Origin of the sequence: Streptomyces sp. NBC_00234 (assembly GCF_036195325.1) — a bacterium.
GTDB lineage: Bacteria > Actinomycetota > Actinomycetes > Streptomycetales > Streptomycetaceae > Streptomyces.
On the sequence record NZ_CP108101.1, the window covers coordinates 1779733 to 1793196 of the forward strand.

Here is a 13464-nt window from a genome sequence, read left to right on the forward strand (position 1 = left end):
GTCGTCCCGACGGAAGCCACCACCGGTGCTGCCGCCACCGCGGTTGTCGTCACGGCGGAAGCCGCTGCTGGGGCGGTCGTCGTCGCGACGGGGGCCACGCGGCCGGTCGTCACGCCGCTCGAAGCCACCACTCGGACGCCCACCACGGTCGTCATCACGACGCGGAGCACGGTCATCACGACGGAACCCACCACCGGCGGAGCTACCGCCACCACGGTTGTCATCGCGACGGAACCCACCACCGGAGCCGCCACTGGTGGGCCGGCTGTCGTCACGGCGCGGGGCGCGGTCGTCACGGCGGAAGCCGCCGCCGGAGCCGCCACCGCGGTTGTCGTCACGGCGGAAGCCGCTGCTGGGGCGGTCGTCGTCGCGACGGGGGCCACGCGGCCGGTCGTCACGCCGCTCGAAGCCACCACTCGGACGCCCACCACGGTCGTCATCACGACGCGGAGCACGGTCATCACGACGGAACCCACCACCGGCGGAGCTACCGCCACCACGGTTGTCATCGCGACGGAAGCCGCCACCGGAGCCGCCACCACGGTTGTCGTCCCGACGGAAGCCGCCACCGGAACCGCCACCACGGTTGTCATCGCGACGGAAACCGCCACCGGAACCGCCACCACGGTTGTCGTCCCGACGGAAACCGCCACCGGAACCGCCACTGGTGGGCCGGCTGTCGTCACGGCGCGGGGCGCGGTCGTCACGGCGGAAGCCGCCGCCGGAGCCGCCACCGCGGTTGTCGTCACGGCGGAAGCCACTGCTGGGGCGGTCGTCGTCGCGACGGGGGCCACGCGGCCGGTCGTCACGCCGCTCGAAGCCACCACTCGGACGCCCACCACGGTCGTCATCACGACGCGGAGCACGGTCATCACGACGGAACCCACCACCGGCGGAGCTGCCACCACCACGGTTGTCATCGCGACGGAAGCCGCCACCGGAGCCGCCACCACGGTTGTCGTCCCGACGGAAGCCGCCACCGGAACCGCCACCACGGTTGTCATCGCGACGGAAGCCACCGCCGGAACCGCCACCACGGTTGTCGTCCCGACGGAAGCCACCGCCGGAACCGCCACCACGGTTGTCATCGCGACGGAAACCGCCACCGGAACCACCACTGGTGGGCCGGCTGTCGTCACGGCGCGGGGCGCGGTCGTCGCGACGGAAGCCGCCACCGGAGCCGCCACCCGTGGGCCTGCTGTCGTCCCGTCGGAAGCCGCCTCGGTCGTTGTCACGACGAGGTGCCCCGGACCGGTCGTCACGACCACTACGGAAGCCGCCCCTGTCACCGCTGTCCCGGCGACGCGGCTCGCGCTCCGGACGATCGTCGGGAGAGTTGGTGGACATGGGTGTGACTCCTGTCATCGGGTACCACAGACATTCTCGCGCAGCCAACCGGCCAACGCGCTTCGAGAAAACAAAAAAGGACCCTTGGTCCCAGCGTGAACGCTGGGACCAAGGGTCCTTGAAAGATTGTTCGGCGGCGTCCTACTCTCCCACAGGGTCCCCCCTGCAGTACCATCGGCGCTGAAAGGCTTAGCTTCCGGGTTCGGAATGTAACCGGGCGTTTCCCTAACGCAATGACCACCGAAACCCTATCGGGTTCTAGCGAACAAGCACACTCTTCAATTAAGTAGTGAAACTGTTCAACCGGTGCGATAACTGTTCGCAACCCGGGAACAACACAGTGGACGCGAGCAACTGAGGACAAGCCCTCGGCCTATTAGTACCAGTCAGCTCCACCCGTTACCGGGCTTCCACATCTGGCCTATCAACCCAGTCGTCTACTGGGAGCCTTAACCCCTCAAAGGGGGTGGGAATACTCATCTCGAAGCAGGCTTCCCGCTTAGATGCTTTCAGCGGTTATCCTTTCCGAACGTAGCCAACCAGCCATGCCCTTGGCAGGACAACTGGCACACCAGAGGTTCGTCCGTCCCGGTCCTCTCGTACTAGGGACAGCCCTTCTCAATATTCCTACGCGCACAGCGGATAGGGACCGAACTGTCTCACGACGTTCTAAACCCAGCTCGCGTACCGCTTTAATGGGCGAACAGCCCAACCCTTGGGACCGACTCCAGCCCCAGGATGCGACGAGCCGACATCGAGGTGCCAAACCATCCCGTCGATATGGACTCTTGGGGAAGATCAGCCTGTTATCCCCGGGGTACCTTTTATCCGTTGAGCGACAGCGCTTCCACAAGCCACTGCCGGATCACTAGTCCCGACTTTCGTCCCTGCTCGACCCGTCGGTCTCACAGTCAAGCTCCCTTGTGCACTTACACTCAACACCTGATTGCCAACCAGGCTGAGGGAACCTTTGGGCGCCTCCGTTACTCTTTAGGAGGCAACCGCCCCAGTTAAACTACCCATCAGACACTGTCCCTGATCCGGATCACGGACCCAGGTTAGACATCCAGCACGACCAGAGTGGTATTTCAACGACGACTCCACAACCACTGGCGTGGCCGCTTCAAAGTCTCCCACCTATCCTACACAAGCCGAACCGAACACCAATATCAAACTATAGTAAAGGTCCCGGGGTCTTTCCGTCCTGCTGCGCGAAACGAGCATCTTTACTCGTAGTGCAATTTCACCGGGCCTATGGTTGAGACAGTCGAGAAGTCGTTACGCCATTCGTGCAGGTCGGAACTTACCCGACAAGGAATTTCGCTACCTTAGGATGGTTATAGTTACCACCGCCGTTTACTGGCGCTTAAGTTCTCAGCTTCGCACACCCGAAAGTGCACTAACCGGTCCCCTTAACGTTCCAGCACCGGGCAGGCGTCAGTCCGTATACATCGCCTTACGGCTTCGCACGGACCTGTGTTTTTAGTAAACAGTCGCTTCTCGCTGGTCTCTGCGGCCACCCCCAGCTCACCGAGTAAATCGGATCACCAGTGATGGCCCCCCTTCTCCCGAAGTTACGGGGGCATTTTGCCGAGTTCCTTAACCATAGTTCACCCGAACGCCTCGGTATTCTCTACCTGACCACCTGAGTCGGTTTAGGGTACGGGCCGCCATGAAACTCGCTAGAGGCTTTTCTCGACAGCATAGGATCATCCACTTCACCACAATCGGCTCGGCATCAGGTCTCAGCCTTAATGTGTGACGGATTTGCCTATCACACGGCCTACACCCTTACCCCGGGAACTACCACCGCCCGGGTTGGACTACCTTCCTGCGTCACCCCATCGCTTACCTACTACAAGTCTGGTTCATCGGCTCCACCACTACCCTCAACTCCGAAGAGATCGGGCCGGCTTCACGGACTTAGCATCGCCTGATTCAGTACTGGGCGTTTCAAAGCGGGTACCGGAATATCAACCGGTTGTCCATCGACTACGCCTGTCGGCCTCGCCTTAGGTCCCGACTTACCCTGGGCAGATCAGCTTGACCCAGGAACCCTTAGTCAATCGGCGCACACGTTTCTCACGTGTGTATCGCTACTCATGCCTGCATTCTCACTCGTGAACCGTCCACAACTCGCTTCCGCGGCTGCTTCACCCGGCACACGACGCTCCCCTACCCATCCATACTCCCGTTGGGGATATGTGTATGAATGACACGACTTCGGCGGTACGCTTGAGCCCCGCTACATTGTCGGCGCGGAATCACTTGACCAGTGAGCTATTACGCACTCTTTCAAGGGTGGCTGCTTCTAAGCCAACCTCCTGGTTGTCTCTGCGACTCCACATCCTTTCCCACTTAGCGTACGCTTAGGGGCCTTAGTCGATGCTCTGGGCTGTTTCCCTCTCGACCATGGAGCTTATCCCCCACAGTCTCACTGCCGTGCTCTCACTTACCGGCATTCGGAGTTTGGCTAAGGTCAGTAACCCGGTAGGGCCCATCGCCTATCCAGTGCTCTACCTCCGGCAAGAAACACACGACGCTGCACCTAAATGCATTTCGGGGAGAACCAGCTATCACGGAGTTTGATTGGCCTTTCACCCCTAACCACAGGTCATCCCCCAGGTTTTCAACCCTGGTGGGTTCGGTCCTCCACGAAGTCTTACCTCCGCTTCAACCTGCCCATGGCTAGATCACTCCGCTTCGGGTCTAGAGCGTGCAACTCAATCGCCCTATTCGGACTCGCTTTCGCTACGGCTTCCCCACACGGGTTAACCTCGCTACACACCGCTAACTCGCAGGCTCATTCTTCAAAAGGCACGCAGTCACGACTGCATGTGCAAGCACATACAGCGACGCTCCCACGGCTTGTAGGCACACGGTTTCAGGTACTATTTCACTCCGCTCCCGCGGTACTTTTCACCATTCCCTCACGGTACTATCCGCTATCGGTCACCAGGGAATATTTAGGCTTAGCGGGTGGTCCCGCCAGATTCACACGGGATTTCTCGGGCCCCGTGCTACTTGGGTGTCTCTTAAACGAGCCGTTGATGTTTCAGCTACGGGGGTCTTACCCTCTACGCCGGACCTTTCGCATGTCCTTCGCCTACACCAACGGTTTCTGACTCGTCTCACAGTCGGCAGACTATGAAAAAGAGATCCCACAACCCCGCATGCGCAACCCCTGCCGGGTATCACACGCATACGGTTTGGCCTCATCCAGTTTCGCTCGCCACTACTCCCGGAATCACGGTTGTTTTCTCTTCCTGCGGGTACTGAGATGTTTCACTTCCCCGCGTTCCCTCCACACTGCCTATGTGTTCAGCAGTGGGTGACAGCCCATGACGACTGCCGGGTTTCCCCATTCGGAAACCCCCGGATCAAAGCTTGGTTGACAGCTCCCCGGGGACTATCGTGGCCTCCCACGTCCTTCATCGGTTCCTGGTGCCAAGGCATCCACCGTGCGCCCTTAAAAACTTGGCCACAGATGCTCGCGTCCACTGTGCAGTTCTCAAGCAACGACCAGCCACCCATCACCCCGTCCTTACGGACGAGTGCACTGGGGCCGGCGTTTGAAGGCAGCCTTACGGCCATACCTTCAGACACCCAACAGCGTGCCCAGTACCGAGTAATTTCATCGGCTCGTTTTCCACGCTCCGAGGAGCAGTACTTACGACCCGGTGAATCACCAGGTACTGAATAGTCAACGTTCCACCCATGAGCAACCAGCACCGAACATTCGCCGGTGTACTGGCCTCTGACCAAGCAAAGCCTGGTAAGAAGTGCTCCTTAGAAAGGAGGTGATCCAGCCGCACCTTCCGGTACGGCTACCTTGTTACGACTTCGTCCCAATCGCCAGTCCCACCTTCGACAGCTCCCTCCCACAAGGGGTTGGGCCACCGGCTTCGGGTGTTACCGACTTTCGTGACGTGACGGGCGGTGTGTACAAGGCCCGGGAACGTATTCACCGCAGCAATGCTGATCTGCGATTACTAGCAACTCCGACTTCATGGGGTCGAGTTGCAGACCCCAATCCGAACTGAGACCGGCTTTTTGAGATTCGCTCCGCCTCGCGGCATCGCAGCTCATTGTACCGGCCATTGTAGCACGTGTGCAGCCCAAGACATAAGGGGCATGATGACTTGACGTCGTCCCCACCTTCCTCCGAGTTGACCCCGGCAGTCTCCTGTGAGTCCCCATCACCCCGAAGGGCATGCTGGCAACACAGAACAAGGGTTGCGCTCGTTGCGGGACTTAACCCAACATCTCACGACACGAGCTGACGACAGCCATGCACCACCTGTATACCGACCACAAGGGGGGCACCATCTCTGATGCTTTCCGGTATATGTCAAGCCTTGGTAAGGTTCTTCGCGTTGCGTCGAATTAAGCCACATGCTCCGCTGCTTGTGCGGGCCCCCGTCAATTCCTTTGAGTTTTAGCCTTGCGGCCGTACTCCCCAGGCGGGGAACTTAATGCGTTAGCTGCGGCACCGACGACGTGGAATGTCGCCAACACCTAGTTCCCAACGTTTACGGCGTGGACTACCAGGGTATCTAATCCTGTTCGCTCCCCACGCTTTCGCTCCTCAGCGTCAGTAATGGCCCAGAGATCCGCCTTCGCCACCGGTGTTCCTCCTGATATCTGCGCATTTCACCGCTACACCAGGAATTCCGATCTCCCCTACCACACTCTAGCTAGCCCGTATCGAATGCAGACCCGGGGTTAAGCCCCGGGCTTTCACATCCGACGTGACAAGCCGCCTACGAGCTCTTTACGCCCAATAATTCCGGACAACGCTTGCGCCCTACGTATTACCGCGGCTGCTGGCACGTAGTTAGCCGGCGCTTCTTCTGCAGGTACCGTCACTTTCGCTTCTTCCCTGCTGAAAGAGGTTTACAACCCGAAGGCCGTCATCCCTCACGCGGCGTCGCTGCATCAGGCTTTCGCCCATTGTGCAATATTCCCCACTGCTGCCTCCCGTAGGAGTCTGGGCCGTGTCTCAGTCCCAGTGTGGCCGGTCGCCCTCTCAGGCCGGCTACCCGTCGTCGCCTTGGTAGGCCATTACCCCACCAACAAGCTGATAGGCCGCGGGCTCATCCTTCACCGCCGGAGCTTTTAACCCCGTCCCATGCGGGACAGAGTGTTATCCGGTATTAGACCCCGTTTCCAGGGCTTGTCCCAGAGTGAAGGGCAGATTGCCCACGTGTTACTCACCCGTTCGCCACTAATCCACCCCGAAGGGCTTCATCGTTCGACTTGCATGTGTTAAGCACGCCGCCAGCGTTCGTCCTGAGCCAGGATCAAACTCTCCGTGAATGTTTTCCCGTAATCGGGACGACACCACGAGAGCGGAACGACCGAGTCGGAATATGACCGGTCGTTCACTGCGTCCTCGCTAGTGTTGCCTGCCCGGACCATTAAAGGCCGAACAGGACTTTTCAAAGGAACCACCAACCTGCCGAAGCAGGCCGGGGTATCAACATATTTGGCGTTGACTTTTGGCACGCTGTTGAGTTCTCAAGGAACGGACGCTTCCTTCGGTCCCGTTTCACCGGGGCCCTCCGGGCGCTTCCCTTCGTTCTTGCGTTTCCGACTCTATCAGACTCTTTCGTGTCCGATTCCCGGTCGAAGCGGCCCCCTGCAGAGCAGGAGAATTTTGCTTCGCTTTCCAGTTCTTCGCTTTCGCGTTTCCCTTTCCGGCGGTTCCAACCTTACCAGATTCATTTCCGTTCCGTTTCCGGTCCGAATTTGATTCCAGCGGCCTGTTGAAGGGCCTTTGCCTTTCGGCGTGTCCACTACGTTAGCCGATTTCCTTGGTGGCTCATAATCGAGCCGATGAGGCGAATTACGGCATGCCGAATTCGCACCCGCCAGGGTGACTCGTAGGTAGTGGTTGGCCGCTTCGAGAAGCTTGGGTCCGGTTCGATGAACCGTCCCGACAACAGCTTTCGTTCAAGCGGCTCGGACTACATTAGGGGCCGCCCGGGGGCGAGTCAAGTCGCTCGGCGGCGTGGCGCGTGGGCCCGGTACCGGCTCACCGTCGGATCGCCGTCAATCCAGAAACGCCAGGGCTGGTGCGCACCGTCGCCTCCCACTCCGGTGCGTGGACCACTGCGTACCTGGTCGCGAGGTGGCGGGGTGCCGTGGAGGACGTAGAGGGGTGCGGGTGGACCCGCGACCACGTCGTCGCCGTCGAGTCCGCGGTCGATTCCCAGGGCCGTGGCCAAGCGCGCCGGGCCTTTGGCCAGTTCCCTGTCGTTGCGGGCCGAGAGTCGACGCTTTCGCGCCCACTCCGCGCCGGCCCCGATCGCGCCGGCCCGCAGCAGGACACCGCTCGCCATGCCTTCCGGACCGCACACCAGATTGAGGCAGTGCCACATGCCGTACGTGAAGTAGACGTAGGCGTGGCCGGGCGGGCCGAACATGACCTTGTTGCGTGCGGTGCGGCCCCGGAAGGCATGGGACCCCGGGTCGATCCCGCCCGCGTACGCCTCCACCTCGGTGAGGCGAACCTCGATGGGGCCGTCCTCCGTGGTGCGGACGAGGGTGCGGCCCAGCAGATCGGGTGCTACGTCCAGGACGGAACGGTCGAAAAAGTCCCGCGTCAGGAGCGCGCGTTCGATGCCCTCGGTCATGGCGTCCGAGGGTACTGGGCCCTCGGGTCCGGGAACCGACTACGGTCGTGGCGCGTATGTAGAGGTCAGGACCAAGAAGGAGTAAACATGGGCTTCAAGCGACTGCTCGCGAGCATGGGTGCCGGTGGTGCTTCGGTGGAGACCGAGCTGACCGAGCTGAACGTCGTCCCCGGCGGGGTCGTGCAGGGCGAGGTGCGGATCCAGGGCGGTTCCGTCGACCAGCAGGTCGAGGGGCTCTCCGTCGGCCTGCAGGCGCGGGTCGAGGTCGAGGGCCAGGACCAGGAGACGAAGCAGGACATCGAGTTCACCAAGCTGCGTCTGGGCGGGGCCTTCGAGGTGAAGGCCGGTGCGGTCCACGTCGTGCCGTTCGGGCTCGAGATCCCGTGGGAGACGCCGATCACGATGTTCGGCGGGCAGCACCTGCGCGGAATGAACATCGGTGTGACGACGGAGCTGGAGATCGCCCGCGCGGTGGACTCCGGGGACCTGGACCCGATCAACGTGCACCCGCTGCCGGCGCAGCAGGCGATCCTGGACGCCTTCGGGCAGCTCGGCTTCGGCTTCCGCAGCGCGGACATGGAGCGTGGCCACATCCGCGGTACGCGTCAGCGCCTGCCGTTCTACCAGGAGATCGAGTTCGTGCCGCCGCAGCAGTACCGCGGGCTGAACCAGGTCGAGCTGACGTTCGTCGCGGACGACCGCGAGATGGACGTCGTGCTGGAGATGGACAAGAAGCCGGGGCTCTTCAGCGAGGGCAGCGACTCGTACCGGACGTTCAAGGTCGGTCACAACGACTTCCAGGGCACCGACTGGGCGGCGTACCTCAACCAGTGGCTCGCGCAGGTCGGTGGACAGCGCAACTGGCTCTAGGGTCGATGGAAGACCTGCTGACAGCAGGAGAGCCGACTCAGGAAAGGTGCTGACGTGACGCAGTCGAACAGGGCGCCGTTGCCGCACGACTTCCATCCCGTGGTTCCCACGTTCACCGTCGTGAGCGAGGACCTGGAGCCGGGGGCCGTGCTCTCGGACGCACAGGTGCTTGCGAAGGGGAACACCTCGCCGCAGCTGCGCTGGGAGGGCTTCCCGGCGGAGACCGGGAGCTTCGCCGTGACGTGCTTCGATCCGGACGCCCCCACGGGCAGCGGATTCTGGCACTGGGTGCTCTTCGACATCCCCGCGTCGGTCACGGAACTGCCGGCCGGAGCGGGCAGCGGGACGTTCGAGGGACTGCCCCCGGGTGCCGTCCACGTCCGTAACGACTACGGCTCGAAGGACTTCGGCGGAGCCGCGCCGCCCGCCGGGGAGAACCACCGCTATGTGTTCACCGTGTACGCGGTGGACAGCGAGAAGCTCGGCGTCGACAGTGCCGTGTCGCCCGCGGTCGTCGGTTTCAATCTGCGGTTCCACACGCTGGGTCGCGCTCAGCTCGTCGGTGAGTACGAGGCTCCGGCCAGCTGAAAAGTTCCTCCGCTGTTTGCCCTGCCCTGGTCTTGGAGAGATCAGGGCAGGGCATTTTTTATTGCGTTGTCCATCACGGCCCGCCCAGCCAGAGTTGATCCGGGCCTGCCAGGGGGCGGGCGGCACACGGGAGGTGGGCGAGATGCGGGACACGCTGGTACTGAATGCGAGCTTCGAGCCGTTGTCGACGGTGACTCTCAACCGTGCGGTGGTGCTGATCCTCACGGACAAGGCCGTCGTCGAGCAGTCGCATCCCGACCTCCGTATGCGTGGTGCCGATGTCGACATTCCGGTGCCGCGGGTGATCAGGCTCTGCAGGTACGTACGGGTGCCGTTCCGAAGACAGGCCCCGTGGTCCAGAAGGGGTGTCCTCATACGGGACCAGCACCGGTGCGCGTACTGCGGGCGCAGGGCGAGCACCGTCGACCACGTGGTGCCGCGTGCGCAGGGGGGTCAGGACTCGTGGCTGAACACGGTGGCGTCGTGCGCCGAGGACAACCACCGCAAGGCGGCCAGGACGCCGGAGCAGGCGGGGATGCCGCTGCTGCGGCAGCCGTTCGTACCGTCGCCCGCGGAGGCGATGCTGCTGGCGCTGGGGGCCGGTGACCGGTCGGCGCTGCCCGAGTGGCTGGACCGCTCCGCGGCGTAGTGCGACCAGGCCCATTGACGTAGGGGAAGCCCGTCTCCGAGGGGAGGCGGGCTTCCGTTCGTCAGCGGAGGAGCAGCTGGACGATCGCGGCCGTGCCCACCACCACGATGAAGGCGCGGAGGAAGGTGGGGCTGAGGCGGCGGCCCACCTTGGCGCCGATCTGGCCTCCCAGGGCGGAGCCGACGGCGATGAGGACGACGGCCGTCCAGTCGAAGTCGGCGACGAAGAGGAAGAAGAGCGCCGCGATGCTGTTGACGACTGCGGCGAGGACGTTCTTGACGGCGTTCAGGCGCTGCATGGTGTCGTCGAGCAGCATGCCCATCAGGGAGAGATAGATGATGCCCTGGGCTGCTGTGAAGTAGCCCCCGTAGACGCTGGCGAGGGTCAGGCCGACGAAGAGGGACGGTCCTCCGTCGGGGTGGGGTTGTGTGCCGTTGCGGGCGCGCCGGCGCTGGACGGCTTTGCTGATGCGGGGTTGCAGGATGACCAGCACGAGGGCGAGCGCGACCAGGACCGGGACGATCGTCTCGAACGCCGTGGAGGGCAGGGCCAGGAGGAGCGTGGCGCCCGTGAGGCCGCCGATGGCGGCGCCGACGCTGAGTTTCAGTACGCGGCGGCGCTGTCCCACGAGCTCCTGGCGGTAGCCGATCGCGCCGCTGATGGAGCCGGGGATCAGGCCGAGGGCGTTGGAGACGGTGGCGGTCACGGGTGGCAGGCCCGTGGCGAGCAGGACGGGGAAGGTGATCAACGTGCCCGAGCCGACGATCGTGTTGATCGTGCCCGCGCCGACACCCGCCGCGAAGATCGCGAGGATTTCCCAGATGGACAAGGCCATCTCCTTCGATGGTCAGTGATGCCTCCCCGCCATGAAGGTCGAGGGGCCGCACTGATCATGCACGAAGGTGGATCTCCGTCAGCCGACGGGGGGTTCCTCGCGGCGCTCCTTGCCGGTGTTGCCGGTGTTGAAGCCCGGGGCGCCGCCGCCGAGGTTGCCGAAGGCCCCGCTGAGGCCCTTGAGCGCGTCGCCGATCTCGCTGGGCACGATCCAGAGCTTGTTGGCGTCGCCCTCGGCGATCTTCGGGAGCATCTGGAGGTACTGGTACGAGAGGAGCTTCTGGTCCGGGTCGCCGGCGTGGATGGCCTCGAACACCGTACGGATGGCCTGGGACTCGCCCTCGGCGCGCAGGGCGGATGCCTTGGCCTCGCCCTCGGCGCGCAGGATCGCGGACTGCTTCTCGCCCTCGGCGGTGAGGATCGCGGACTGCCTGATGCCCTCGGCGGTGAGGATCGCGGCGCGCTTGTCGCGGTCGGCGCGCATCTGCTTCTCCATCGAGTCCTGGATGGAGGTGGGCGGCTCGATGGCCTTGAGCTCGACGCGATTGACGCGGATGCCCCACTTGCCGGTGGCTTCGTCGAGGACGCCGCGCAGGGCCGCGTTGATCTCCTCGCGGGAGGTGAGGGTCCGCTCCAGGTCCATGCCACCGATGATGTTGCGGAGGGTGGTGACGGTGAGCTGCTCGATCGCCTGGATGTAGCTGGCGACCTCGTAGGTCGCGGCGCGGGCGTCGGTCACCTGGTAGTAGATGACGGTGTCGATGTTGACGACCAGGTTGTCCTGGGTGATCACCGGCTGGGGCGGGAAGGGCACGACCTGTTCGCGGAGGTCGATCCGGTTACGGATCGAGTCGATGAACGGGACGACGATGTTCAGCCCGGCGTTGAGGGTGCGCGTGTAGCGGCCGAAGCGCTCGACGATGGCGGCACTGGCCTGCGGGATGACCTGGATCGTCTTGATCAGGGCGATGAAGACGAGCACCACCAGAATGATCAGGACGATGATGATCGGTTGCATCGTGTGCCTCGTGCCCTTCGGTTGCCGACGGATCGCGGTGATCGTGGTCGAGATCTCATGACTGTCGAATTCTCATGATGATCGACATCGAGTCTGGCAGAACACGGCCTGCCGTGTGCGCAGTTCGCTCACATGACGACGGCGGTGGCACCGTCGATGTCGACGACATCGACCTGTTCGCCGGGTTCGAAGACCTGGCCGCTGTCGAGTGTCCGGGCGGACCAGACCTCGCCGGCCAGCTTGATGCGCCCGCCGCTGCCGTCGACCCTTTCCAGCACGGTGGCCTGACGGCCTTTCAGGGCGTCGATGCCCGTCGCGTGCGGAGGGCGGTCGCCGCGATGCCGGGCGGCGATCGGGCGCACGACGGCGATCAGCGCCACGGATACCGCGACGAAGACCAGCACTTGGGCCACGATGCCGCCGCCGAGGGCCGCGACGATCGCCGCGGAGACGGCCCCGACGGCGAACATTCCGAATTCGGGCATCGCTGTGAGGACCAGCGGGATGCCCAGTCCCACGGCTCCGATCAGCCACCACACCCACGCGTCGATTTCCACGTCGTCATCGTAGGACCGCGAGTGCCCTCGCCGACAGGGCGCAGGCGGACGGCTGTAGTTGACGGAGCGTCAGAGACCTTAGGAGAGAGGCAGCCCGTGGGCCGTGTAGCGGTCGCCGGTGTGCTCGACGACGAGCGGCAGACCGAAGCAGAGGGAGAGGTTGCGGGAGCTGAGCTCGGTCTCCATGGGGCCCGCCGCGAGGACCTTGCCCTGCCGGATCATCAGGACGTGGGTGAAGCCGGGCGCGATCTCCTCGACATGGTGGGTGACCATGATCATGGAGGGTGCGAACGGGTCGCGGGCGAGGCGGCCGAGGCGGCGGACCAGGTCTTCGCGGCCTCCGAGGTCGAGGCCCGCGGCGGGCTCGTCGAGAAGGAGGAGCTCCGGGTCGGTCATCATCGCGCGGGCGATCAGAGTGCGCTTGCGCTCGCCCTCGGAGAGCGTGCCGAACTTGCGGTCCAGGAACTCGGTCATGCCGAGCCGGTCGAGGAAGGCGCGGGCGCGGTCCTCGTCGACGGCGTCGTAGTTCTCGTGCCAGGTGGCGGTCATGCCGTACGCGGCGGTGAGGACCGTCTGCAGCACGGTCTGGCGCTTGGGCAGCTTCTCGGCCATGGCCACGCCCGCGATGCCGATGCGGGGGCGGAGGTCGAACACGTCCGTGCCGACGCCGCCGAGCTGCTCGCCGAGGACCTTGGCGGTGCCGGAGCTGGGGAAGAGGTAGCTGGACGCGATGTTGAGGAGGGTGGTCTTGCCGGCGCCGTTCGGTCCGAGGATGACCCAGCGCTCACCCTCCTTGACCGACCAGGAGACGTCTTCCACCAGAGCGCGTCCGTCGCGGACCACGGATACGTCCACCAGCTCCAGTACATCGCTCATGAGCGCGTTGTCTCCCCATGCAGTCTCGAGATCGTCGCGTGCCTGTAGGCACAGCTCCCAGGGAAAACCTACGCCACCCCGCGAGTG

Annotated in this window: 8 protein-coding genes, 3 rRNA genes and 1 pseudogene; 3 read left to right on the top strand and 9 right to left on the bottom strand. The window is 63.6% G+C overall.

The genetic code is table 11. The annotated features are described in order from the left end of the window. Positions 1-456: 456 nt before the first annotated feature. The 5 genes and pseudogenes from OG230_RS07690 to OG230_RS07710 form a co-directional block, all read right to left on the bottom strand. Positions 457-1365: pseudogene (locus OG230_RS07690) on the bottom strand (hypothetical protein); the annotation flags it as partial. A 110-nt stretch (positions 1366-1475) separates the two neighbouring features. After that, positions 1476-1592, bottom strand: a 5S ribosomal RNA gene (gene rrf / locus OG230_RS07695). A gap of 111 nt (positions 1593-1703) precedes the next feature. Next, positions 1704-4830, bottom strand: a 23S ribosomal RNA gene (locus OG230_RS07700). A gap of 310 nt (positions 4831-5140) precedes the next feature. After that, positions 5141-6666: ribosomal RNA gene (locus OG230_RS07705) — 16S ribosomal RNA — on the bottom strand. Together the 16S, 23S and 5S rRNA genes form the textbook arrangement of a ribosomal RNA operon. 677 nt (positions 6667-7343) lie before the next feature. Beyond that, entirely contained in the window at positions 7344-7985 is a 642-nt protein-coding gene (locus OG230_RS07710) for a DNA-3-methyladenine glycosylase (RefSeq protein WP_328909376.1), read from the bottom strand. Between the two features lie 87 nt (positions 7986-8072). Between OG230_RS07710 and OG230_RS07715 the strand changes: the two genes are divergently transcribed. The 3 genes from OG230_RS07715 to OG230_RS07725 all read left to right on the top strand — a co-directional run bounded on the left by OG230_RS07715 (position 8073) and on the right by OG230_RS07725 (position 10092). Beyond that, on the top strand, positions 8073-8855 hold the full coding sequence (locus OG230_RS07715) for a sporulation protein (protein WP_328909377.1): 783 nt from the start codon (positions 8073-8075) through the stop codon (positions 8853-8855). A 54-nt stretch (positions 8856-8909) separates the two neighbouring features. Next, positions 8910-9443, top strand: a complete 534-nt coding sequence (locus OG230_RS07720) for a YbhB/YbcL family Raf kinase inhibitor-like protein (RefSeq protein ID WP_328909378.1) — start codon at positions 8910-8912, stop codon at positions 9441-9443. Positions 9444-9585: 142 nt separating this feature from the next. Next, positions 9586-10092 carry an HNH endonuclease gene (locus OG230_RS07725; protein ID WP_328909379.1) on the top strand — a complete coding sequence of 169 codons (507 nt, stop codon included), beginning with the start codon at positions 9586-9588 and terminating at the stop codon, positions 10090-10092. A 61-nt stretch (positions 10093-10153) separates the two neighbouring features. On the opposite strand, the gene OG230_RS07730 is transcribed toward OG230_RS07725, so the two are convergent. The 4 genes from OG230_RS07730 to OG230_RS07745 all read right to left on the bottom strand — a co-directional run bounded on the left by OG230_RS07730 (position 10154) and on the right by OG230_RS07745 (position 13377). Further along, positions 10154-10921 carry a sulfite exporter TauE/SafE family protein gene (locus OG230_RS07730; protein ID WP_443051511.1) on the bottom strand — a complete coding sequence of 256 codons (768 nt, stop codon included), beginning with the start codon at positions 10919-10921 and terminating at the stop codon, positions 10154-10156. An 84-nt stretch (positions 10922-11005) separates the two neighbouring features. After that, positions 11006-11944 (bottom strand): SPFH domain-containing protein, encoded by a 939-nt coding sequence (locus tag OG230_RS07735; RefSeq protein ID WP_328909381.1) that lies wholly within the window; start codon positions 11942-11944, stop codon positions 11006-11008. Positions 11945-12072: 128 nt separating this feature from the next. Beyond that, complete coding sequence (locus OG230_RS07740) at positions 12073-12501, bottom strand: NfeD family protein (protein WP_328909382.1); 429 nt, start codon at positions 12499-12501, stop codon at positions 12073-12075. Positions 12502-12579: 78 nt separating this feature from the next. After that, the gene (locus OG230_RS07745; RefSeq protein ID WP_328909383.1) at positions 12580-13377 is read right to left on the bottom strand and encodes an ABC transporter ATP-binding protein; all 798 of its coding nucleotides are present in this window, start codon (positions 13375-13377) and stop codon (positions 12580-12582) included. Positions 13378-13464 lie beyond the last annotated feature (87 nt).